Source organism: Bacillus sp. IT-79MI2 (assembly GCF_949768135.1).
Classification (GTDB): Bacteria; Bacillota; Bacilli; order Bacillales; family Bacillaceae_G; genus Bacillus_A; species Bacillus_A pseudomycoides.
This window is the reverse complement of the sequence record NZ_CATKPV010000051.1, coordinates 509,096-534,666: the sequence shown is the minus strand read 5'-3', so window position 1 is coordinate 534,666 and position 25,571 is coordinate 509,096. Positions and strand designations below refer to the sequence as shown.

Genomic DNA, 25,571 nt, shown 5'->3' with positions numbered 1-25,571 from the left:
TTCTCTTAGCCGTTTACACTAATTGTAATTTTACTAATCGTTCTGCAATTTGAACAGAGTTCCATGCAGCACCTTTTAATAAGTTATCAGATACGACCCAAAGATGGAATCCTTTTTCATTATTTAAATCTTTACGAATACGCCCAACAAATACTTCATTTTTCCCTACCGCAGTAGATGGCATTGGATATAATTGTTCTGCTGGATCATCTTGCAGTACAATTCCTTCCGCATCCGCAAGCAAGTTTTTCAGTTCTTCTACAGTTACGCCTTCTTTTTCCACTTCAATGTAAACGGACTCAGAATGACCTGATACAACTGGCAAACGTACACATGTCGCTGCTACTTCTAACTCGGGCATATGCATAATTTTTTTCGTTTCATTAATCATTTTCATTTCTTCAAATGTAAATCCATTTTCTTGAAACTTATCAATTTGTGGAATGGCATTAAAAGCAATTTGGAAATGTTTTTTGTCACCTGATACAGGTAAAACATTTGCTTTTACTTCTTCTCCATTTAAGATTGCTTGTGATTGTTCATGAAGCTCTTCAATTGCAGCAGCACCTGCACCTGACACAGCTTGATATGTGGAAACGATTACTCGTTTTAAACCAAACTGCTGACGAATTGGTTCAAGAGCAACTACCATTTGAATTGTAGAACAGTTTGGATTTGCAATAATACCACTATGTTCTTTTAAGTCATTTTCATTCACTTCAGGTACAACAAGTGGTACATTTTCTGTCATGCGGAATGCACTTGTATTATCAACAACAATTGCACCACGCTTTGCTGCTTCTGGTGCTAGTTGTTTCGATACAGATCCACCTGCACTAAAGAGTGCAATATCGACTCCTTCAAAGCTTTCAGGAGTTGCTTCTTGTACTGTGAATTCTTCTCCTTTAAATACAAGCTTCTTGCCTGCAGAACGTTTAGATGAAAGTAACGTTAACTTCCCAATTGGAAATTCTCGTTTCTCTAAAGTATTTAACATTTGTTCACCAACTGCGCCGGTTGCTCCAACTACAGCGACATGAAAAGATTTTTCCTTTTCCATCACTATGCCCCTTTCTAGATACCAATCCTTCTATACTTAGAATTAGAAGGAGTATAGAGTACCCCTTCTAATCTTAATAACATTAATTTTATCATATTCTGCGATAAGAATGATGGTTTCGTAAAAAATTGTCCGTTTTTTTTCGTTTTTTAATTCATATATCTGAATTTTTCTACAACAACTGGCTGTAATTGCTTCCCTTCTATTGCTTCTATAATTGTATCTTCAAGAAGTTCCATACGAGCTACCATTGAATTGGGTTTTTTTTCTGGTGCATCTTGCCCAAATGGCACAAAATAAATATGTTTTGTCGCCATTAAACGCATTAGGTTTACACCATTAAGGCCAAGAGCATCATTTGTTGAAACAGCTAACACAACTGGTTTTCCATTCCGAAGCGTCGCCTTTGCTGCCATTAATACAGGAGAATCTGTCATTGCATTGGCAAATTTACTCATTGAATTCCCTGTTAATGGAGCAATCACCATGCAGTCTAATGGAATTTTAGGACCGAGTGGTTCTGCGCCTACAATAGAATTAATAACCTTATTTCCTGTTATCCCTTCAATCCTTTCAATCCACTCTGCTCCTTCACCAAATCTAGTATTTGTTGTTTGTACAGTATATGAAACAACCGGCCGCACTTCTGCTCCTTCTGCAATTAGTTTCTCTACATGCGGCATAACTTCCGCATACGTACAATGTGATCCTGTAAATCCAAACCCAATTCGTTTTCCTTTTAAACTCATTTTCCATTCTCCTCCTTTGCCATCATATCTGCCGTTAATAACTGAGAAAGAACATTCGCTAAAATTTGCCCTGCTGTTTTTGGTGCAACAATTCCTGGAAGACCGGGTGCTAACAAGGCTTTAATCCCTCGTTTCTCTGCATAACGAAAATCCGTACCACCAGGCTTAGAAGCCAAGTCAATAATCAACGTATGAGCTGGCATCCTAGAAATAGCCCTTGCCGTTACAACGAGGTGCGGAATCGTATTAATGACAATATCAACATCACTTACTTCTTTCTCAATATCCTGCATATAAAAAGGAGAAAACATCATTTCCGAAATACGAGCGATATGTTCTGAACGTCGTGCTCCTACTTTGACATGAGCTCCTAGTGATTGAAAAGCTCTCGCTACACTCATTCCAGTTCTACCAAATCCTAAAACCATTACATTCGAACCGTGAATTGTATAATCTGTATGTTGAATAACCATCATTAATGTTCCTTCTACCGTTGGAATAGAATTATAGATCGCCACATCATCACGATCGAATAGTTTCACAAGTTTTCGATTTGTGGTAGATGCAATACTTTCTAAATACGGTGTACCAATTCCTGAATATATAGTAAAGTTTGCTGGTGTTTTTTCAATCTGTTCTTTCGTAAGCGCAACTTTTTCATTTGAAAAAATAGTATCTACTTCTCCTTTTGCATTTGTTCCTGCTACCGGCAAAATAATTGCATCTAAAGAAGTGAAATCTAGATCTTGCATACTCTCTTTTGCTGCCCCTGTAAAACCATGATCCAGTTGATCAAATCCTACTAATGAAAGTTTTGCATCAAGTTCAACCAACTTACGAATCACTTCTAGCTGCCTTGCATCTCCTCCTATGACAGCAATGTGCATCTCAGTCAACATTCCCTACTTCACCTTCTTTTTCTTTCATTTATAAGAAAAGTGCCTACTTTTTCTTTTTCCTCCACATCATATGTACCGTACGAGTTAGAGGTGATTGAAAAACAAAAAGCATTCAATATTTCTAAATATGTGAAATTCTATATGATAAAACTTCCATTAGAGTTACACTCTTCCTCATTACTTAACTACTACTCCCTCACTCCATTTTCATTTGAACGTGCTACACCTGTTCCAATAAAGCGAAACTTTAATCAACGACATCCCCCACCGATTATTAGGCTTCATCACTTGGACCTTTACCGACAGTTTATCTTCCAACCTATCTTCTTTGTTTTTACTGAATCTTGAGGTAGGAGTATTACTTGCCCATGAATAGTGGAATAAAAAAAGACAACCAAAATGGTTATCTTTTACTGTGAGCTTGGGCGGCTTGCAAGGTCAAAAATAATCATATCATGACCGACCTTTTTAATACGGTTCCATTCTACACGAACTTCTTGCTGCTCTCTTTTAAACCCGCCCCATTTTCCTACCGGTATAATGAGAGCTTGAATTTCCCCATCCTTCTCGTTTATTTCTAAATCAGCGTGACCTAAAACTCCCATTTTTTCCGCACGCTCCAAGTCCACAATCTCTTTTCCACTTAATTCACTTAAACGCATATGCTTCTCCCCTTTACGAACATCTTCCATACAACATCCTCAAATCCTAGCCTATAATAAGTACGTATTCTACACGTCTCTAAAAAATACCAAGAAAATGAACTCCTCTCCCTAGCATTCAAAATTTGTTATACTTATAAAAAGCTTCGTACATAAAAATAACCGTATCTCCTCGTACGAGATACGGTTATTTCGTCTTATTTCATTCCTTTTGGAAGCTCTCCATTCGGACTAATTAGCGCTGCGGAAAATTCATTTGTAAATATACTGCGAATCAATTGATCCACATCTGTTTTGGTAACCTTGTTCACACTCTCAATAATTTCATCGAGCGAACGATGTTTTCTAAGGAGCAATTCATTTTTTCCATTGCGACTCATACGGCTATTCGTACTTTCTAAACTTAACATCAGATTTCCTTTAAGCTGCTCTTTACTATTAACAAGTTCTTTCTCTGTAATACCTGTATTTTTCAATGTCTCTAACGTTTCTTGCATTGTATCATATAAAGTATCTAATTGTTGGCTTCCTGTACCACCGTAAAGTGTTAACATTCCTGTATCTTCATATGAAGAATGATAAGAGAACACTGAATATGCTAATCCTCGTTGCTCACGTACTTCTTGGAATAAACGGCTACTCATACTGCCACCTAGTACATTATTTAATACAATTAAGTTATAAATATCTTCATGTCCCATTTGTAATCCTTGGAATCCTAAACATAAATGAGCTTGCTCTGTTTCCTTTTTACGGGTCACTTTATTAAAATGAAAAATCGGACTATGTACTTGTTCACGATTTGTTGTTCCCTCGTAGTTGCCAAAATATTGTTCTACTGTTTGAACAAATGTTTCATCAATATTTCCAGCAATCGAAACTACAACATTTTCAGGTGTATAATGATCTTTTATATATTGACGTAATGTATCCCCTGTAAATGTTTCAAGCGTTTCTTCTGTACCTAAAATTGGGTATCCAAGCGGATGCGTTTCATATGTCGCTTTCGTTAACATGTCATGCACAATATCATCTGGCGTATCCTCATACATTTTAATTTCTTCAAATACAACGTTCTTCTCTTTTTTCAATTCTTCTTCATCAAATGTGGAATTGAAGAACATGTCAGCTAACACATCTAGTGCATATTTTGCATGCTCATCAAGTACCTTTGCATAATAGCACGTGTATTCTTTTGAAGTAAATGCATTCACTTGACCACCAATGCTATCAAATGACTCTGCAATTTCTCTCGCACTACGCGTCTCTGTCCCCTTAAAAAACATGTGCTCTAAAAAGTGCGAAACTCCATTGTTTTTTTCATTTTCATTTCTTGAACCTGCATGAATCCATATACCAATTGCAACAGAACGAACAGTTGGTATATTCTCCATAACGATTCTTACACCATTTTTACAAGTATATTTTTTAATCAAAAACTTTCCTCCTAATGCCAGTTTCTCTAAATAATTGCTATTATTTAATGATAACAAGTTTGAACATGAATGTCATGTAAATGTATTTAATCAATGCGTTTTTCATCTAATAATTCTGTAATATTCCCTACTTTATACCCTTGTTTTTTTAACTGTGAAATCATCGTATCTAACGCCTCAGCTGTTGGAGATGTCGGATGCATTAATACAATTGCACCTGGGTGTACTTTCCGCATCACACGCTGAAGAAGCACTTCAGGATCTGGACGTTTCCAATCAATTGTATCAACTGTCCACATAATAGTCCCCATCTTCAATCCGCCCGCCACTTCTACAACTTCATCGCGGAAACTTCCACTCGGTGGTGCAAACCATCGTACTTTTTGACTTGTAGCTGCCTCAATAATTTGATTTGTTTTTTGTAATTGTTCTTGTATTTGATTTCTAGACAGCGTTTTCATATCCGGATGCGTATAAGAATGATTTCCTACTTCTTGCTTTGCATCTACAATCATTTTTGCAAATCTTAAATTTTCTTTTACCCAGCGTCCTTCTAAAAAGAACGTTGCCTTTACATCATGCTTTTTCAATGTTTCTAATATACGCGGAAGATACTCATTTCCCCACGCCACATTTATCGTTAATCCTACCATTTTTTTATGTGGATGCCCACGATAAATGGGAGAATACGATAAATCTTCTAAATGCGTGCTTGGTGAAACTTCCCGATATACAAGTTGCTTCTCATCAAACCTCCCTATTTTCTTCATGTTATTATATGACGCTTCAATATCAACCTCTTTACCATTATACCCTGGCGTCGCTTTCCAAATCTTATCAATTATCGCATTTTGCGGTGCAATTGAATATTGCTTCGCTTGTTTCTGAATTTCTTCATAAAGATCATCATTTGCTAGCGCTGAATATGAGCATAAACCCATACAAAGAAAGAATATAGATATGAATACAAATATACGAGTTCTCATATAAACCCTCCCATTAACTATACACATAAGAAAAATCCATTTTCTTCTTATCCTTGTTAATTTGAGCGTTATTATGAAAACTATACCTTTTCACTAATAAAAATCTATGCATCGAATGTATTTTTATTTAACAAAAAAAGCCAGGAATCCTGGCTTTTTTACTTACTTCTGTTCTTGTATATTTTCTTGTTCTGAGGCTTCTTCTTTTGCAGCTTCTTTTTCTTGCTCTTCTTTAAGCAATACTTTTCTAGACAAGTTTACACGACCTTGTTTATCAATCTCGATAACTTTTACTGAAATCTCGTCACCGATTTTTACAACGTCTTCTACTTTGCCTACACGTTCAAGTGCAAGTTCAGAAATATGAACAAGACCGTCTTTACCACTAAATAATCCAACGAAAGCACCGAATTTTTCAACGCGTTTTACTTTTCCTAAGTAAATTTCGCCTACTTGTACTTCACGAACAATATCTTCAATGATTTTCTTCGCCTTTTCATTCATCTCTTGATCAATAGAAGAAATGAAGACTGTACCATCTTGTTCAATATCAATTTTCACGCCAGTTTCTTCAATAATTTTGTTAATTTGCTTACCGCTCGGTCCAATAACATCACGGATTTTGTCCGGATTAATTGTCATTGTAATAATTTTCGGAGCGTACGCAGATAACTCTTTACGAGGCTCGGCAATAGCAGATAACATATGATCTAGAATGTGCATGCGGCCAACTTTTGCTTGTTGCAATGCTTCCTCTAAAATTTCACGAGATAAACCAGCAATTTTAATATCCATTTGTAGCGCTGTTACACCTTGAGCTGTACCTGCTACTTTAAAGTCCATATCACCTAAGTGATCTTCCATACCTTGGATATCAGTTAAAATTGTGTAGTGCTCACCTGACTTCACAAGTCCCATTGCAATACCAGCAACTGGTGCTTTAAGCGGAACACCTGCATCCATCATTGCTAACGTACTTCCGCAAATGCTTGCTTGTGAAGTAGAACCATTTGATTCCAATACTTCTGATACAAGACGAACTGTATACGGGAAGTCTTGCTCGGATGGAATAACTGGTTCAAGCGCACGTTCACCTAATGCACCGTGACCGATTTCACGACGACCAGGTCCACGCATTGGTCTTGTTTCTCCAACACTAAAGGACGGGAAGTTATAGTGATGCATAAAACGTTTTGATTCCTCTACACCAAGACCATCTAAAATTTGCACATCGCCTAATGCACCTAACGTACAAATACTAAGCGCTTGTGTTTGTCCACGTGTAAATAAACCAGAACCGTGCGTACGAGATAAAATTCCTACCTCTGATGCTAAAGGACGGATTTCGTCACCTTTACGTCCATCTGGGCGGATTTTTTCAACTGTAATAAGACGACGTACTTCTTCTTTTACAATTTTATATAAAATCTCATTTACTTGTCCTAATGTTTCTCCATCAGCTTCATTTGCTTCATAGTGCTCAATCACACGCTTTTTCACTTCGTTAATTGCATCTTCACGTGCATGTTTTTCATATACTTGAATCGCAGCATGCATATCTTTCTCTGCCATTTCGCGTACATTTTGATTGATTGCAGCATCTACTTCATATAATTTCACTTCTGTTTTTTCTTTACCAACTGCTTGTACAATCTCTTCTTGGAAAGCAACTAGACGTTTAATCTCATCATGACCGAACATAATCGCTTCTAACATTATTTCTTCAGGTACTTGATCAGCCCCTGCTTCTACCATGTTAATTGCATCTTTTGTTCCAGCTACAACAAGGTGAATATCACTTTGTTCTTGTTGTGCTACTGTTGGATTAATAACAAATTTCCCGTCAATACGACCAACTGTCGCGCCAGCAATCGGACCTTCAAATGGCACATCTGAAATCGATAATGCTAATGAAGAACCAAGCATAGCTGCCATCTCAGAAGAACAATCTTGGTCAACACTCATAACGATGCTGACAACTTGCACTTCATTACGGAAGCCATCTGCGAAAAGTGGACGAATTGGTCGGTCAATTAAGCGACTTGCTAAAATTGCTTTTTCACTTGGACGACCTTCACGTTTAATAAAACCGCCTGGGATTTTTCCGACCGCATATAAACGCTCTTCATAGTTTACTGTAAGCGGGAAGAAATCTACATTTTTTGGCTCCTTTGATGCAGTTGCTGTAGATAGAACTGCTGTGTCGCCATATCTTACTAATACTGCCCCGTTTGCTTGTTTTGCAAGCTGGCCTGTTTCAATTGTTAGCTGACGACCAGCTAAATCTATCGAGAAGACTTGCTTTTCTTGACTCATTTAAGTACCCCTCTCAATTTTAAATATTCAATTCTTCTATGTAAATGGATAATATATCACAATATTCTTCCTCTAGTATTACCGAAATTTAAGTAAGCTATTAAGAGTAGAAGATATATTTTTACCTAACAAAAAAGCGGGAATATTCCCGCTTCTTTGACTATCGACGTAAGCCAAGCTTTGTGATTAATTCACGGTAACGCGTGATATCGCTATTACGAAGGTAAGTAAGTAAGTTACGACGTTTACCAACCATCTTTAATAGACCACGACGTGAATGATGATCTTTCTTGTGAGTACGTAAGTGCTCGTTTAGAGTGTTAATTTGCTCCGTTAGGACAGCAATTTGAACCTCTGGAGAACCAGTATCAGTCTCATGAGTTCTAAATTGTGCAATGATTTCATTTTTACGCTCTTGTGTTAAAGCCATCCTATTTCACCTCCTAATTATTAAACCCCCAATTACCTAGCAAGCGTCGGTGAGTCGCAATGCCAAGCAATGGTTGTCATAAAGTACATAACATAGAATACTACTTTTCATTTGAAAAAGCAAGTATATTCTTTGCAGTGCTAAAATATTCTTGCGCCGTCTGTTTATCTTTCGCGATCTGCGCAACTAACTCATCGATACCATTAAACTTTTTCTCTTCCCGAATACGCACACGCCACTCCACAACAACAGACTGGTCATATATATCTTGATGGAAATTAAGTAGATGTACTTCAATAGAAAGCTGGCGCTCTTCTTTAAATGTTGGCCTATAGCCGATGTTACATACGCCATCATGCCACTCATCATTTACTTTCATTCTCACCGCATATACACCAACAGGTGGCAGAAGATATTCATCCTTTAAAGCAACATTTGCTGTTGGAAAACCAATTTGACGTCCGCGTTTATCTCCGTGAACGACAGTTCCTTCCACAGTATAGGACCTGCCTAAAATAGACGGAATTTTTTCCATTTCCCCATTACGAATCAACTTTCGTAATGATGTGGAACTTACTTTTTCTTCTTGAAATTCTACTTTTTCAATCACGGTCTGTGTAAACTCCCCCCTTGCATGAAATGGTAAAGTCTCCATCGTCCCTTTTCCTAAACGTCCATATGAATAATCAAAGCCTGCTACTACATGCTTTACATTTAGCCCAATAATATATTCATCTACAAACTGTTGTGGTAACAATCCAGCAAATGATTCATCGAATTTCACCACATATAACATATCAATCCCTAGGCTTGCAATTACTTTTTCTTTAATACGTAGCGGTGTAATATACTCCACATGCGCTTCCTTTTTCCCTAAGACAACAGATGGATGTGGATGAAACGTTATGACAGCACTTTTACATCCTCTTTCATCCGCTATTTTTTTTGCTGTGCGAATCACACGTTGATGCCCTAAATGAATGCCATCAAAAAATCCTAATGCCATTACAGTAGGTGGTAATTCTATTTTATTTTGTTCATGTGGATGAGTTAAATGAATGAGTTTCACGCTTGAATTCACCTTTTTCTGTAATAATCCTTCCAATAATTCATTATAGCTTTAGTTCCTGATTATTCACAAGTACTTTCATTGGCTTTAACATTCCAGGGTGCTTTGGATGATGTTCATAAATTGCTAAGCAACGTTCATTTGTATCAAATACTGTAATAAATGGCGCTGTCACTTGCAACTCATTCTTTAAAAACATGCCATTTTTTATTTTTTCTGCTTGCTCATCATCTACAACCATTTTTGGAAACTTACTTAATGCTTCATCAATGGAAATAAAAATAGAATCCACTGTTCCATTTTGCACCGTTTGTTCAATTTCTTCAAATGATATGCAATCTTCTAAGTTAAATTCTCCTGATGCTGTTCGCACAAGATGTGACATATGTGCCGGGAAACCAAGCTTTTCACCAACCATAACAGCTAACGTTCTCACATATGTTCCTTTACTGCACGTAACGCGGAAACGGAATGAAACCGCCTTTCCTTCAAACACTTCCCGGTCATCAAGTAGCGCAAATTCATGAATTGCAATCGTACGTACTGGACGTTCTACTTCTTTTCCAGCTCTGGCATATTCATATAGTTTCTTTCCGTTTACTTTTACAGCTGAGTACATCGGCGGCACTTGTTCAATTGTCCCCGTTAGTTCCGCTAATACAGATTCCACCTCTTGGCGTGTAATAATACGATTTACATCTTGTTTTTCCACAACTTCACCTGAAGCATCTTCTGTCGTTGTTGAGAAACCAAGGGTAACTTCACCTTCATACGTTTTTGTTTCACTTGTTAAAAACTGCGCAATCTTTGTAGCACGCCCTACACAAATTGGTAATACACCTGTCACATCTGGGTCTAATGTACCTGTATGACCTATACGTTTTTCTCTTAATATCTTTCTTAACTTAAATACGCAATCATGTGACGTCATGCCTTTTGGTTTATGTAGTAATAATACACCTTCCATATGTTCACCTCATCGTTATACTGTTGTAGAGAATGTTCAAAAAATCCGGTAAAGATAGCTATCGCATTTCTTTGTTACGTCGCCAGTCCGGTACTCATGTAGGTCAATCTCCACGCCGCACTTTCCTGGCTTCCGCGCCTCGAACTGCTCGGCTCTCTTTATCCTCCTTTTTGAACACGCACTTGTATGCAAAACTTACTTTCCATTGAAAAAATGGATAGACAAATGTCTATCCATTATTCTTCACGTTTACCGTCTTTATTAATTTCATGTAAAAGCGTGTCAATTCGATGTCCATAAGCGATAGACTCATCGAATTCAAAGGTAATTTCAGGTGTTTTACGAAGGCGAATACGCTGCCCAATTTCAGCACGAATAAAGCCTTTTGCCTTCGCTAAGCCTTTTAATGTATTTTCTTTCTGTTGTTCGTCTCCTAAAACAGAAATATATACTTTGGCAATCTGTAAATCCCCACTTACTTGCACATCTGTTACTGTAACAAATCCAATACGTGGGTCTTTAATTTTACGACTGATGATGTCGCCTAATTCTTTCTTCATTTGCTCGCCCACACGGTTCGCACGTAATTTCATAACTTTTCACCTCATTCAATACCATTCCAATTGTGTTATCGTACGTTCAATTTCAGGAAATGAATCAATGTACGCAAGTACACGATTCATTTCTTTTTCACAGACAACACGATTTGAGGATACGGAAACAATCGCAATTTCTGTACGTTGCCATACATCTTGGTGTCCTACTTCTGAAACAGCCACATTATAGCGTTGCTTCACACGAGTTAACACACGTTGTAAAATTGCACGTTTCTGTTTTAAAGAATGCACATCGTAAATCATACACTCGAATGAGAGTGAAGCGATGATCATCGCTTCACTTCTTCCATAACGTACGCTTCAATGATGTCCCCTTCTTTAAGATCATTATATCTCTCAATTGTAATACCACACTCATAGTTTTGCGCAACTTCTTTTACGTCATCTTTGAAACGTTTTAACGTATCAAGTTGCCCTTCAAAAATTACTACGCCATCACGGATAATACGCACGCCGCTATCACGTGTAATCTTACCATCTATTACGTAACAACCTGCAATCGTTCCAACTTTTGTTACTTTGAACGTTTGACGAACTTCTGCTTGACCAATTACTTTTTCCTCGAATTCTGGATCAAGCATACCTTGCATCGCTGCTTCGATTTCTTCGATTACTTTATAAATAATACGGTGTAAACGAATATCAACATTTTCTAATTCAGCTGTACGCTTCGCATTCACGTCTGGACGTACGTTAAATCCAATTACAATTGCATTAGATGCAGAAGCTAAAATGATATCAGACTCTGTAATCGCACCTACGCCTGTATGGATAATTTTCACTTTTACGCCTTCAACATCAATTTTGCGAAGTGATGCTGCCATTGCTTCTACAGAACCTTGTACGTCTGCTTTCACAATTAAGTTGATTTCTTTTACATCGCCTTCTTGAATTTGTTGGAATAAATCTTCAAGGCTTAATTTAGATTTCTCACCACGTTGTGCAACTAATGCTTCTTGTGCACGTGATTCACCAATTTGACGTGCTTTCTTCTCATCAGCAAACGCCATGAAGCGATCCCCTGCTTGTGGTACTTCATTTAAACCTGTAATTTCAACAGGAGTTGATGGACCAGCAACTTTAACGCGACGACCAATATCACTTACCATTGCACGAACACGTCCGAATGATGTTCCAACAACGATTGGATCTCCAACTCGAAGCGTACCGTTTTGCACAAGTAATGTCGCGATTGTTCCTTTACCTTTATCAAGCTGTGCTTCAATTACAGTACCAGTTGCATAGCGATTTGGATTTGCTTTATATTCTTCTACTTCACTTACAAGAAGAATCATTTCTAGCAAGTTGTCAATTCCTTCGCCTTGAATTGCTGAAATTGGTACAAAAATTGTATCTCCGCCCCAAGCTTCTGGAACTAGTTCATATTCTGTTAACTCTTGCATTACGCGATCTGGATTTGCTGCTGGTTTATCCATTTTATTCACAGCAACAATAATTGGTACTCCTGCTGCTTTCGCATGGTTAATTGCTTCAACTGTTTGTGGCATAACACCGTCATCAGCTGCAACAACAAGAATTGTAATATCTGTTACTTGCGCACCACGTGCACGCATCGTTGTAAATGCTGCGTGACCAGGTGTATCTAAGAATGTAATCTTCTTATCATTTACATCAACTTGGTATGCACCGATATGTTGAGTAATTCCACCAGCTTCGCCAGCAGTTACTTTTGAATTACGAATAGAGTCAAGTAATGTTGTTTTACCATGGTCAACATGCCCCATAATTGTAACAACAGCTGGACGCTCTTTTAAGTTTTCTTCATCATCTTGTTCATCCATGAATGTTTCAAACTCAGTTTCGCTTACAATTACTTCTTCTTCTACTTCAATGCCGTAATCAGTAGCAATTAACTCAATTGTATCTTTATCTAAATCTTGGTTAATTGTTGCCATAATTCCTAGCATAAAGAGCTTCTTAATAATTTCAGATGGCTCTTTGCTTAATTTTTTAGCAAGGTCACCTACTGTAAGGCTTCCAGAGAAAGTAATTTTATCTGGTGTTTCTACAATTTGTGTTTGCTGTCTTCCAGCAAAGTTCTCTTGACGTTTGTCTTCAGTCCCTTTGCCTTTTTTCTTCTTCTTATTGCTGTTCTTTTTACTGCGAACAACTTTCTCTTCTACTTCAAAATCATCTGCAACAGAAGGCTTTTCTGCTCCACTATTGTACTGATTATCTAATTTGTTTACTACTTCATCGTCTAACATTGTCATATGATTCGAAACCTCAATATTCATTTCTTTTAGTTTTGTAATAATATCTTTACTTGAAATATTGTACTTCTTTGCATATTCGTGTACTCGAATTTTACTCATACCTTCACCCCCGGTAAGTTGTATCGAGCATGCTACGCAGCTTTTTCGCAAAGCCCTCATCTAACACAGCTACAACGACTCGCTCGTCTCTCCCAATCGCATGCCCTAATTGTTGTCGATTTTCGACTTTTCTCATTGGTATATTGTAGTACGTGGTTTTATCAGTGATACGTTTTGTAGTGTTCGCTGACGCATCTTCAGAAAGCAATACAAGCTTTGCTTTGCCACTTCGTACTTCTTTTAAAACGAGTTCTTCACCCGAAATGAGTTTCCGAGCGCGGTTTGCTAGTCCTAAAAATGATTTCCAATCGGACACTTATTTCGACTCCTTTTCAACAAGCTCAAGAAGCTCTTCGTAAAGGGAACTGTCGATTTTCGCTTTTAGATGATGTTCCAAAATATTTTTCTTTTGCGCTTGGATAATGCATTCCTTGTCTTTTGACAAATATGCACCGCGTCCTGATTTTTTTCCAGTTACATCAATAGACACTTCGCCCTCTTTGGAACGAACAATGCGAACGAGCTCTCGTTTTGACTTCATTTCTTGCGTTGCAATACATTTTCGTAACGGAACTTTTCGATTGCTCACAATCATCACCTCTATTCGATTTCGTCTTCGACTGAATCGAATGCGATCATGTTGTCTTCTTCTGTTACAATACCAAGTTGCTTCGCATCAGACTCGCTCTTAATATCAATTTTCCAACCTGTTAATTTAGCTGCAAGACGTGCATTTTGTCCACGCTTACCAATTGCTAATGAAAGCTGGTGGTCTGGAACAACAACAGTTGTTGCTTTTTCATCCTCATCCACAAGTACTTTTACAACTTGTGATGGGCTTAAAGCATTAGCCACATATTCAACTGGATCATTTGACCAGCGAACGATATCAATCTTTTCACCTTTTAATTCATCTACGATACGTTGTACACGTTGTCCTTTTGGTCCTACACAAGAACCTACTGGATCAACATCAGTATTCTCTGCATATACAGAAATCTTAGAACGATCGCCTGCTTCACGTGCTACAGAACGAATTTCTACAGTTCCATCATAAATTTCTGGCACTTCAATTTCGAATAAACGTTTTAAAAGGCCAGGATGTGTACGTGATACGTAAATTTGTGGTCCTTTTGTTGTTTTTTCTACTTTTGTAATAAATACGCGAATACGATCATGTGGTTTATATTGTTCATTCGGCATTTGCTCACTTACAGGTAGTAAAGCTTCTACTTTCCCTAAGCTTACATAGATGAAACGAGCATCTTGACGTTGTACAATACCAACCATGATGTCTTCTTCACGATCACTAAATTCTGAATAAATAACACCACGTTCTGCTTCACGCACACGCTGGGTTACAACTTGTTTTGCAGTTTGCGCTGCAATACGACCAAAATCTTTTGGCGTTACTTCAATTTCTAGTACATCGCCATCTTGGTAGTTCGGATTGATTTGTCTTGCTTCCTCTACAGAAATCTCAAGACGTGGATCAAACACACTATCTACAACGTCTTTACGTGCTAAAACTTGAATTGTTCCCACTTCTGGGTTAAAGCTCACACGAACGTTTTGTGCTTGGTTAAAATTGCGTTTATAAGCAGAGATTAAAGCTGCCTCAATTGCATCAATAATAATATCTTTGCTAATACCTTTTTCTGATTCTAATACGAGCAAAGCATCTAACAACTCAGTGCTCATGAAGATCCCCCTTCTTACTAAAACGTAACAGCAAGTCGCGCATTTGCAACTTTATCCATTGGAATTTGGATTTCTTTTTTACGTGTTTTAATAGTTAATAGTAATGTAATTGTTGTACCATCGTAGGAAAGTAGCTTTCCTTCAAACATCTTTTCACCATCAATCGGCTCATATGTTTTAATTGCCACTTGCTTTCCTACCGCTTGCTGGAAGTCTTTCTCTTTCTTTAATGGGCGTTCCGCTCCAGGAGATGATACATCCAAAAAGTAAAGATGAGGAATTGGATCCTCTTTATCTAAAGCTTCGCTTAAACGTTCACTTACCGCACCGCATTCTTCAATGTCGACGCCTTTTTCAGAATCGATGAATACGCGTAGGAACCAGTCTTTTCCTTCTTTCACATATTCTACATCTACAAGTTCAAGATTTAACTCTTCAACAATCGGCTGCGCAAATGCTTCTACAACTTCTGTGACTTTCTTATCCATAAACAGCCTCCTTCCTGCCGCCATGTACCATCTGAAAGAAAAGAACTCCGCCCATAAAAACGGTCTTTCTTATTCTTTCTCGTTAGCTAACAAAAGCCCCTGCCGTTAAGCAGGGAATATCTGTCTTAGTATTACCAAATTTAAGAAGTAAAACTTGTAACAAAATATGTATATACGACAGAAATGCCTCACCTACCTACGTAGATAAAACATAGATAGTAACAAGAAAGAGTGGGTTTCCCCACTCTCTTTTTTGCAAAATATACATGACATGGTTATCTCGGTTAATAGTATACCATAGCAAATGCTGATTTGCAAAGATTTTTCCTACCTACTAGAACAGTGACAATTGGTTTTGATCTGGCAAATCACCTAGGCAACCTTGACTATCTAAATACTCAATAATCGTTTTAGAAACCTTACTACGTTGTTGTAAATCTTCTTTTGATAAGAAATCTCCATTTTTACGAGCTTCTACAATACTAAAAGCTGCGTTTGTACCCAGGCCAGGCACTGCATTGAATGGAGGAATTAACGAATCTCCATCAATAATAAAGTCCGTTGCATGCGAACGGTATAAATCAACTTTTTGGAATGAGTAGCCACGCTCACACATTTCAAGTGTCATTTCTAATACCGTTAATAAACTCTTCTCTTTCGGCGCTGCATCCAATCCTTTTTGTGCAATTTCATCAATTCTTACCCGTATGGATGCTGAACCTTTTGCCATTGCCTCTACATCAAAGTCATCTGCACGTACCGTAAAGTATGCTGCATAGAATAAGAGCGCGAAATGTACTTTGAAATATGCAATACGCACCGCCATAAGTACATAAGCAGCTGCATGGGCTTTAGGGAACATGTACTTAATCTTCTTACAAGATTCAATATACCATCCAGGCACATTATTATTGCGCATTTCTTCTTCCCATTCTTCCGGAACACCTTTACCTTTACGTACCGACTCCATAATTTTAAACGCTAGTGATGGATCTAATCCTTGATATATTAAATATACCATGATGTCATCACGACAACCGATAACTTCACTTAGCGTACATGTACCGTTATAAATTAACTCATTCGCATTACCAAGCCATACGTCTGTACCGTGAGACAGTCCAGAAATTTGGACAAGTTCTGAGAATGTTGTCGGTTTTGTTTCTTCTAACATCTGCCTTACGAATTTTGTACCGAACTCTGGTATACCAAGTGTACCGGTTTTACAGTTAATTTGTTCTTCTGTTACACCTAAAGATTCTGGACCAGAGAAGATTTTCATAACTTCCGGATCATCTGTTGGTATGGTTTTCGGATCTACACCACTTAAATCTTGAAGCATACGAATTACGGTCGGATCATCGTGCCCCAGTATATCAAGTTTCAATAAATTATCATGAATCGAATGGAAGTCAAAGTGTGTTGTTCTCCACTCCGCTCCTATTGAATCGGCTGGGAATTGAATTGGTGAAAAGTCAAAAATGTCCATGTAATCCGGTACAACGATAATACCACCTGGATGCTGTCCAGTTGTACGTTTTACACCAGTACAACCAGCAACAAGACGATCAATCTCTGCATTTCGAATTGTTAAGTTATGATCATTTGCATAACCTTTTACATACCCGTATGCTGTTTTTTCAGCAACCGTACCAATTGTTCCAGCACGATATACGTAATCTTCCCCAAACAATACTTTCGTATAGTTATGGGCACGAGGTTGGTATTCTCCGGAGAAATTCAAATCGATATCGGGTACCTTATCTCCTTTAAAGCCAAGGAACGTTTCGAACGGAATATCATGTCCATCTTTTACATATGGAACATTACACGTTGGACATTCTTTATCGGGTAGGTCAAAACCAGAACCTACAGAACCGTCATTAAAGAATTCTGATTGCTTACAATTTGGACATACATAGTGTGGTGGTAATGGATTTACTTCGGTAATTTCCATCATCGTCGCAACGAATGATGACCCTACCGATCCACGTGAACCTACAAGGTAGCCGTCAACAAGTGATTTTTTTACAAGCTTATGTGAAATTAAATAAATAACGGCAAATCCATGTCCAATAATACTTTTTAATTCTTTTTCAAGACGAGCTTCTACAATTTCTGGGAGCTCGTCACCATAAATGCTACGGGCCATTCTATAACTCATATCACGTGTTTCATCATCAGCGCCTTCAATTTTCGGTGTGTATAAATCATCTTTTACTGGATGAACATCACCAATTAACGCTGCAATTTTTTGTGTATTTGTCACAACAATTTCTTTCGCTTTCTCTTCACCTAAGAATGAGAAACACTCTAACATTTCATCAGTTGTACGGAAATGTACAGGCGGTAGTGAATGGCGATTTAATGGGTTTGCTCCGCCCTGCGAACTCACTAAAATTTTACGATACATTGCATCTTCAGTATCTAAATAATGCACGTTCCCTGTAGCAACAACTGGTTTATCTAACGTTTCACCTAGTTTTACTAAGTTTGAAATAATTGTTTTTAACTGTCCTTCATCTCGAACGAGTTCACGTTCTACTAAATGACGTAACACCTCTGGAGGCATAACTTCAATATAATCATAGAACTGTGCAATTTCTTCTACTTCTTCTGGTGCCTTTTGCATCATTGCTTCAAATACTTCACCTTTATCACAAGCGGTACCAACTAATATACCTTCGCGATATTTTTTTAACAACGAACGCGGTACACGTGGTACACGGTAAAAGTAATTCAAATGGGAATACGAAACAAGTTTATATAAATTTTTCAATCCAACATCCGATGTTGCAAGCAGTGTCATATGACTTGGACGTCCACGTTTATACGCATCCCCTTGCCCCATGCTGTCATTTAATTGATCGTGATATTCAAAACCTTTTTCAATCACATCTTTTAACATTTTCACAAGTAAATAACCTGTTGCTTCCGTATCATAAATTGCACGGTGATGTTGCGTTAATTCAATATCAAGCTTTTTACACATCGTATTTAAACGATGATTCTTCATCTCTGGGAATAAAAATCTAGCTAACTCCAATGTATCAATAACTGGATTTTTCGGCTTGTCTAAGCCACATTTCTTAAACCCAACATTTAAGAATCCCATATCAAAACTTGCGTTATGGGCAACAAGTGTATGGTCACCCATCCATGATTCAAACTTTTTAAATACTTCTCCTACTTCTGGTGCATTAGTCAACATATCATCTGTTATACCTGTTAATTCAATGATTGTTGCTGATAATGGTTGATGCGGATTTGCAAAAGATTCAAAGCGATCGATAATTTCGCCGCCTTTCACTTTTACAGCGGCTAATTCAATAACCGTATCATATACAGCTGATAACCCTGTCGTTTCAACGTCGAAAACAACGTATGTTTCATCTGCAAGTAGTCGATGAGCCTCATTATAAGCAATAGGAACACCGTCATTTACTAAATTGGCTTCTACACCATAAATGACTTTTACACCGGCTTTTTTACCAGCGGAATACGCTTCTGGGAAAGACTGTGCAACAGCATGGTCTGTAACAGCGATAGCCTCATGTCCCCATTTTCCAGCTTGAGCAACAAGCTTAGATACTGATGTAACAGCATCCATTTGACTCATTGGCGTATGCAAATGAAGCTCTACCCGTTTTTCTCCTTCAGGTGCTTTATCTTTACGAGAAGGCCCTGTTATTTCGTTAATATCGTTCGCAATCATTACTAAGTCACGAACAAACGTATCGTTTTGGACCGAACCTCGCGCTTTTACCCACATTCCTTTTTTTAAGGATTGCAGCATCGGAATATCTTCTTTATCACGTGAGAACATCTTAATCATAATAGAATCCGTATAATCCGTTATTTTTAACGTTAATAACGTACGTCCACTACGCAGCTCTTTTGTTTCCACATTGAAGACATAACCTTGAACAGTTTTTCTTCTTTCTTCATCTTGAATTTCGCGTAGCGGTGTAATCTCTTCATCAGGCTTAATAAGGTAACCGAGTACAATCGGCCCTTCATGTACAACATCACTTTCTTCAGCTTGCTTCTTGGCCATTTCTTCCATAGCTTGTATAACACGCTGACGATCTTCTTGCTGTGTTTGTTCACGAAATTTTTGAACTTCCTCTTCGTTTTGCTTTATATTTGTTTCAAGCTGAAAACGTGGAAATCCGAAAACTTCATATTGATCCCCTACCGATTTCGCAAGATTTTTCTTTAGCGCAGTAGATTCTAACTCATTATTCACATCAAGTAACAACTTCACTCCGTTTACATGCGGAAGTTGCTTTTTTAAATACGCAAACATAGGTGAAAAAGTAATTCGATCTGTACAAAGTGGCCAATATGCTTTGACCTCTTCTTCTGTAAATTGTTTATTCTCTGTTTCTAGTGCAAATGACGTTTTTGCAATATGTGAAAATGACTGCTTGAGCTGTGTTTCAAACAGTTCATATAATTCTGTTGGCAAAATACGTGGCACTTGCAAGTCAAAATGCCAGCTTTTATTTGCTTTATCGACAACTAACTTTTGTATACCTCCACCTTGTAAGTATTGATTTATAAGGTCTTCAGGTATCTGCAACTGCTGGAGCAAAATTTGAAATCGCTCTTGTTGTTCATTTGTTAACGACATAAGCAACCTCCTTCCCTTTGCTATTATAAATTGAAACTTTCGGCAAGGAAAGATTTCTTCCTTTTAACTGATTATTTTTTTACTTTACATAGAAATAGAAGGTACCTCACCTGGAGGTACCTCTTCTTATTTCAAAATATTAGCAATGTATGCATGAAGTTCTTCTACTTTTACTTCTGCAGATTCATTTGTAGCACGTACTTTTACTTCAACAATGCCTTCATCAGCTTTTTTACCAACTGTTACTCGAACTGGAAGACCAAATAAGTCTGCATCAGCAAATTTAACACCTGCACGCTCTGCACGATCATCTAACAATACTTCATAACCTTGTTCTTGTAATGAATTGTAGATCGTTTCACCTACTTCACGCTGTGCATCAGACTTCATGTTTACTGGAATTACATGTACATGGAATGGTGCAACAGCTTTTGGCCAAACCAAACCATTTTCATCGTTAAATTGCTCAGCAACTGCCGCAACTGTACGAGATACCCCGATACCATAGCATCCCATGATAAGTGGTTTCGTTTTTCCATTCTCATCTAAGAACGTTGCATCCATTGCTTCGCTATAACGTGTACCTAATTTAAACACATGTCCAACTTCGATACCACGAGCAAAACGGATTGTCCCATTTCCATCTGGAGATTGATCTCCTTCTTGAATGAAACGTAAATCTGTATATTGACTCACTTTGAAATCACGCTCTGGATTTACATTTATATAATGGAATCCTTCTTCGTTTGCACCACAGCAACCATTTACAATTGCTGCTACAGCATGGTCAGCAATGACTTCAATGTCTCCTGTTACACCAATTGGTCCTAAAGAACCAACTTCGCAATTTAACAGTTCTCTTACTTCTTCATGTGAAGCAAGTTCAACAACTGAAGCACCATAGACATTCTTCACTTTTACATCATTTACTTCATGATCCCCGCGAACAAGTACAACAACAAACTTTTCATCGACTTTAAAGACCATAGATTTGATGCAATTTGACGCTTCCATATTTAAGAATGCAGAAACCTCTTCAATTGCTTTTTGATCTGGCGTTGCTACTTTTTCAAGTGCTTTTTCTGCTTCATCGCTTTTTGCATAGGAAGCAACAACAGGTGCCATTTCAATATTTGCTGCATAATCAGATGTATCAGAATACGCAATTGTATCTTCTCCTACATCAGATAATGCCATAAATTCATGTGTATCTTTACCACCCATTGCTCCAGAATCAGCAATAACCGCACGGAAATTCAATCCACAGCGCGCGAAGATATTAGAATATGCTTGGTATAGGCCACTATAAACTTCATCCAAACTTTCTTGTGTCGCATGGAAAGAATAAGCATCTTTCATTAAAAATTCTCTTCCGCGTAATAAACCAAAACGGGGTCTTTGCTCGTCACGGAATTTTGTTTGGATTTGATATAATGTTAACGGTAGCTTTTTATAAGATTTAATTTCATCACGTACAAGGTCTGTAATAACTTCTTCATGCGTTGCTCCTAGTGCAAACTCACGATCATTACGATCTTTCATACGCATTAACTCAGAACCGTAAGAATACCAACGACCTGATTCTTGCCACAATTCAGCTGCTTGTAATGCTGGCATTAATAATTCTACAGCCCCTGCTCGTTCCATCTCTTCTCGAACAATACGTTCCACTTTATGCAATACTTTTAGCCCCAGTGGTAAAAAGCTGTAAATACCAGAAGCATTTTGACGCATGAATCCTGCACGAAGTAGCAATTGATGACTTTTAATCTCAGCATCAGCTGGCACTTCACGTAATGTAGGACTAAATACCATACTTTGTTTCATCTATTCGCACCTCTTTAATTTACTCTAATACGCAGTAAAACCCCCCACCTCAAATTAGGTGAGGGATTACGACTCTAAGAGTTTTATTCATTTCATTCACTATTCACAAAAAACATCGTGAATTTTATACTTACTACAAGTTTCACTTTATTTTACAAGAAAAATCTCCGAATGTCATTCCACGTTACAACTAACATAAGTAACATCAATAACGCAAAGCCAATAAAATGAACCATTCCTTCTTTTTGGCGATCAATTGGTTTCCCACGCAAAGCTTCAATTAAGAAGAAGAACAAGCGTCCTCCATCAAGAGCAGGAACCGGTAATAGGTTGAATAGGCCAAGGTTTATGCTTAAAACAGCTGCCAAACTAAGAACACGCATAACACCATAATCTACTACTTGGTCTGTTAAATTATAAATTCCTACGGGACCTGATAAATCATTAATAGAAAACTGACCCGTCACTAGTTTTACAAGGGAATCAAAAATTAATTTTGTCCATGTATACGTCTGCTCAAAACCTGATTTAATAGAACCAAAAATAGATTTCTCTACAGGAGAGTATACACCAATTCTACCAACCTCTTCTTTCCCCTCTTTATCAGCTGATGGCGTTACTTTTACATTAAATTGATCACTGTCACGTTTTACATGAAGCGTAATTTCTTTATTTGGGTGTTCACGTACAATCGTGACAACATCTTTCCATGTATTCGTGTCTTTCCCATCGATTGCTTGAATCGTATCATCTTGTTTCAATCCTGCTTGTTCTGCAACACTATCCTTCATTACTTTCCCAACCATCGGCTTATCAACAGGAATACCTTGTACCAATCCAATGATAACAAAAATAACAAATGCAAGAATGAAGTTCATAGCAGGACCTGCAAAGATTGTTAATGCTCGCTGTCCTAGCGTTTTAGAACCAAATTGTCTGTTAAACGGGGCGATTTGTATTTCTTCTCCTGCTGAAACAATACGAGCTTTTTCATTCACACGGAATGTTTGCAATTCCTCTTCGTATTCTTCGTAACCAGCAATTGTGAGATTGTGTTCCAAATCAGCTTGCTCTACTTCAATCACGCGAACATTCGGATACTTTTCGCGCCCGTCTAAAACTAATTTCATAACTTCTTCGTTTTCATTTAACACGAGTCCAACTTTTTTTCCTGGTTTTAATTCAACCGTTTCTGCATCCTCACCAGCCATTCTAACATAGCCTCCAAGAGGTAGTAGCCGAATTGTATAAACTGTTTCATTCTTTTCAAATGAAAATATTTTTGGTCCAAAACCAATTGCAAACTCGCGACATAAAATACCCGCTCTTTTTGCGAAATATAGATGCCCTAGCTCATGGAAAAATACGAGTGCACCGAAAATTAATATAAAGGCAATCGCTGTATTCAATTCCATAACCACCTTTGCTAAATTTGTTCCATCACAAACCGTCTTGTGGCCGCATCAATTTCCTGAATTTCTTCTAAGCTCGGACGTGCAATAACATTGTGATGGTGCATTGCTTTTTCAATGAGGTCTTCTACTGTTAGGAAACCAATTTTCTTTTGTAGAAAGGCTGCTACAGCTACTTCATTTGCTGCATTCATAACAGCTGGCATGCTCCCGCCCATCTTTCCAGCTTCATATGCAAAACGTAGGCAACGGAAACGATCTTGATTCATTTGTTCAAAATGCAGTGTTCCAATTTCCCATAAATTTAACTGTTTTGTATCTGAGAGAGGTAATCGATCTGGATATGTAAGTGCATATTGAATTGGTACACGCATATCTGGTGAGCCGAGCTGTGCCATTACACTACGATCTTCAAATTCAACCATAGAATGAATAATGCTTTCTTTATGTAAAACAACATCAATTTGCTCATAAGGTATACCGAAAAGCCAATGCGCTTCAATTACTTCCAGCCCCTTATTCATCATTGTAGCAGAATCAATTGTAATTTTCGAACCCATTGACCAGTTTGGATGACGAAGCGCATCTTCCACAGTCACATGATGTAATTCATCTCTCGTTTTATCGCGGAAACTCCCGCCTGAAGCAGTGATAATTAAGCGAGAAATTCGCTTTTCATTTTCTCCATTCAAACATTGAAAAATAGCCGAATGCTCACTATCTACTGGAAGTAACGGCACATTATGTTTGCGTGCAGCTTCCATTACAATATGTCCCGCAGTTACTAATGTTTCTTTGTTTGCAATTCCAATTGTTTTTTTCGCCTCAATTGCACGGAGTGTTGGTAACAACCCTACACTACCTACAACAGCATTTATTACAACTTCTGCACTCGGGTGAAGAGCTACCTCTAATAGTCCTTCGTCACCATATACTACTTTTGTATTTCCAGAAACTGATTGTAACCTTACAACATCTTCCTCTCTTTGTACAGAAACAAGCTGAGGAGAAAATTCTTGAATAACTTTTACTGCGTAGTCAATATTTTTCCCTACAGAAAAAGCAACGAGACGGAATTGGTCTGGGTGCGAGCGTAGTACATCTAAAGTTTGCGTCCCAATTGATCCGCTTGCCCCTAATAAACTAATGTTTTTCATGACTCCAACCCCTCGTTTTATTATGAAATGAAATGTAAGAAGTGTAAAATCGGTAATACGAACAACCAACTATCTGTTCGATCTAAGATTCCACCATGTCCTGGTAAAATTGTACCCGAATCTTTCACACCGTAATGGCGTTTAAAAGCAGATTGTACTAAATCACCAAGTTGTCCAAAAATGGAGATCGCGATTGTAACAATTATTAACATCCCAACGTTCCCTTGAACTTGGAAAAACATATTGTATACAAAAGCAACAATAATCCCACAAACAATACCGCCTAGTGAACCTTCTATCGTTTTATTCGGACTAATTTCTGGCCACAATTTTCTTTTTCCGATTGCTTTCCCTATGAAATATGCACCTGAATCAGTTGCCCAAATGACAAATAACGCATAAAACACAAAATGGATTCCCGCTATTCTCGTTTCATTTAAATATAAGAATCCCATTGCAACATACGTTGTTGCCATAAGTAAAAAAGAAGCATTGTCAAAAGTAAATGTATTCTTTGAAAGGACTGTATATGATAAAAGTAATAAAACAATCACAAATGTGATTTCTAGTTTATCTAATCCAATCCAATTGAACACTCCTGATGCATTACTTGGAACTAAAATACTCCACAATAATAATGCGGCTAAAACTGTTGGTACCGAAATAAGTGTAAGCTTGTTCATACGAATTAATTCATATAATCCTATAGAAGCAAGTGCATACACTAAAACTGTAAAAGGCACGCCACCGTAAATTACGATGGGAATGAACAGCGCGGCAGCAATCACTCCAGTAATAATTCTCTGTTTCACTACCAAACCCT

Annotated in this window: 22 protein-coding genes; all 22 read right to left on the bottom strand. The window is 37.7% G+C overall.

The features are described from left to right. Positions 1-13: 13 nt before the first annotated feature. Positions 14-1,060 carry an aspartate-semialdehyde dehydrogenase gene (gene asd / locus ACM6HU_RS09595; protein ID WP_016115937.1) on the bottom strand — a complete coding sequence of 349 codons (1,047 nt, stop codon included), beginning with the start codon at positions 1,058-1,060 and terminating at the stop codon, positions 14-16. Positions 1,061-1,209: 149 nt separating this feature from the next. Beyond that, positions 1,210-1,809, bottom strand: coding sequence for a dipicolinate synthase subunit B (locus ACM6HU_RS09590; RefSeq protein ID WP_016115938.1), 600 nt, complete (start codon positions 1,807-1,809; stop codon positions 1,210-1,212). Next, on the bottom strand, positions 1,806-2,708 hold the full coding sequence (gene dpaA, locus ACM6HU_RS09585) for a dipicolinic acid synthetase subunit A (protein WP_016115939.1): 903 nt from the start codon (positions 2,706-2,708) through the stop codon (positions 1,806-1,808). The genes ACM6HU_RS09590 and dpaA overlap by 4 nt, the downstream gene beginning before the upstream one ends. Positions 2,709-3,118: 410 nt before the next feature. Then, positions 3,119-3,370 (bottom strand): YlmC/YmxH family sporulation protein, encoded by a 252-nt coding sequence (locus tag ACM6HU_RS09580; RefSeq protein ID WP_033671483.1) that lies wholly within the window; start codon positions 3,368-3,370, stop codon positions 3,119-3,121. Positions 3,371-3,567: 197 nt separating this feature from the next. Beyond that, positions 3,568-4,806 carry a M16 family metallopeptidase gene (locus tag ACM6HU_RS09575; protein ID WP_016115941.1) on the bottom strand — a complete coding sequence of 413 codons (1,239 nt, stop codon included), beginning with the start codon at positions 4,804-4,806 and terminating at the stop codon, positions 3,568-3,570. Between the two features lie 86 nt (positions 4,807-4,892). Next, entirely contained in the window at positions 4,893-5,792 is a 900-nt protein-coding gene (locus ACM6HU_RS09570; RefSeq protein ID WP_016115942.1) for a polysaccharide deacetylase family protein, read from the bottom strand. A 162-nt stretch (positions 5,793-5,954) separates the two neighbouring features. Further along, positions 5,955-8,108 carry a polyribonucleotide nucleotidyltransferase gene (gene pnp, locus ACM6HU_RS09565; RefSeq protein ID WP_016115943.1) on the bottom strand — a complete coding sequence of 718 codons (2,154 nt, stop codon included), beginning with the start codon at positions 8,106-8,108 and terminating at the stop codon, positions 5,955-5,957. A 160-nt stretch (positions 8,109-8,268) separates the two neighbouring features. Then, on the bottom strand, positions 8,269-8,538 hold the full coding sequence (gene rpsO / locus ACM6HU_RS09560) for a 30S ribosomal protein S15 (RefSeq protein ID WP_001229392.1): 270 nt from the start codon (positions 8,536-8,538) through the stop codon (positions 8,269-8,271). 100 nt (positions 8,539-8,638) lie between these two features. Next, positions 8,639-9,607 (bottom strand): bifunctional riboflavin kinase/FAD synthetase, encoded by a 969-nt coding sequence (gene ribF / locus ACM6HU_RS09555; protein ID WP_016115944.1) that lies wholly within the window; start codon positions 9,605-9,607, stop codon positions 8,639-8,641. 43 nt (positions 9,608-9,650) lie between these two features. Next, positions 9,651-10,574, bottom strand: a complete 924-nt coding sequence (gene truB, locus ACM6HU_RS09550) for a tRNA pseudouridine(55) synthase TruB (protein WP_016115945.1) — start codon at positions 10,572-10,574, stop codon at positions 9,651-9,653. 236 nt (positions 10,575-10,810) lie between these two features. Continuing rightward, on the bottom strand, positions 10,811-11,167 hold the full coding sequence (gene rbfA, locus ACM6HU_RS09545; RefSeq protein WP_016115946.1) for a 30S ribosome-binding factor RbfA: 357 nt from the start codon (positions 11,165-11,167) through the stop codon (positions 10,811-10,813). Between the two features lie 15 nt (positions 11,168-11,182). Continuing rightward, the gene (locus ACM6HU_RS09540; RefSeq protein ID WP_016115947.1) at positions 11,183-11,464 is read right to left on the bottom strand and encodes a DUF503 domain-containing protein; all 282 of its coding nucleotides are present in this window, start codon (positions 11,462-11,464) and stop codon (positions 11,183-11,185) included. Then, on the bottom strand, positions 11,461-13,527 hold the full coding sequence (gene infB / locus ACM6HU_RS09535; RefSeq protein ID WP_414848119.1) for a translation initiation factor IF-2: 2,067 nt from the start codon (positions 13,525-13,527) through the stop codon (positions 11,461-11,463). The genes ACM6HU_RS09540 and infB overlap by 4 nt, the downstream gene beginning before the upstream one ends. 4 nt (positions 13,528-13,531) lie before the next feature. Further along, positions 13,532-13,843: a YlxQ family RNA-binding protein gene (locus ACM6HU_RS09530; RefSeq protein WP_001286526.1), complete on the bottom strand. Its 312-nt coding sequence runs from the start codon at positions 13,841-13,843 to the stop codon at positions 13,532-13,534. After that, on the bottom strand, positions 13,844-14,116 hold the full coding sequence (gene rnpM / locus ACM6HU_RS09525; protein ID WP_000071126.1) for an RNase P modulator RnpM: 273 nt from the start codon (positions 14,114-14,116) through the stop codon (positions 13,844-13,846). It abuts the gene before it with no gap. An 11-nt stretch (positions 14,117-14,127) separates the two neighbouring features. After that, positions 14,128-15,228: a transcription termination factor NusA gene (gene nusA / locus ACM6HU_RS09520; RefSeq protein ID WP_016115949.1), complete on the bottom strand. Its 1,101-nt coding sequence runs from the start codon at positions 15,226-15,228 to the stop codon at positions 14,128-14,130. 17 nt (positions 15,229-15,245) lie between these two features. Beyond that, the gene (gene rimP, locus ACM6HU_RS09515; protein WP_000359094.1) at positions 15,246-15,716 is read right to left on the bottom strand and encodes a ribosome maturation factor RimP; all 471 of its coding nucleotides are present in this window, start codon (positions 15,714-15,716) and stop codon (positions 15,246-15,248) included. Between the two features lie 334 nt (positions 15,717-16,050). Further along, positions 16,051-20,352 (bottom strand): PolC-type DNA polymerase III, encoded by a 4,302-nt coding sequence (locus ACM6HU_RS09510; RefSeq protein ID WP_016115950.1) that lies wholly within the window; start codon positions 20,350-20,352, stop codon positions 16,051-16,053. A 126-nt stretch (positions 20,353-20,478) separates the two neighbouring features. Next, positions 20,479-22,179 (bottom strand): proline--tRNA ligase, encoded by a 1,701-nt coding sequence (locus tag ACM6HU_RS09505; protein WP_016131881.1) that lies wholly within the window; start codon positions 22,177-22,179, stop codon positions 20,479-20,481. A gap of 152 nt (positions 22,180-22,331) precedes the next feature. Next, a complete protein-coding gene (rseP, locus tag ACM6HU_RS09500; protein WP_016115952.1) occupies positions 22,332-23,588 on the bottom strand; it encodes an RIP metalloprotease RseP in 1,257 nt (418 codons plus the stop codon). A 17-nt stretch (positions 23,589-23,605) separates the two neighbouring features. Further along, positions 23,606-24,748 (bottom strand): 1-deoxy-D-xylulose-5-phosphate reductoisomerase, encoded by a 1,143-nt coding sequence (dxr, locus tag ACM6HU_RS09495; protein WP_016115953.1) that lies wholly within the window; start codon positions 24,746-24,748, stop codon positions 23,606-23,608. A gap of 20 nt (positions 24,749-24,768) precedes the next feature. Further along, positions 24,769-25,560 carry a phosphatidate cytidylyltransferase gene (locus ACM6HU_RS09490; RefSeq protein ID WP_016115954.1) on the bottom strand — a complete coding sequence of 264 codons (792 nt, stop codon included), beginning with the start codon at positions 25,558-25,560 and terminating at the stop codon, positions 24,769-24,771. Positions 25,561-25,571 lie beyond the last annotated feature (11 nt).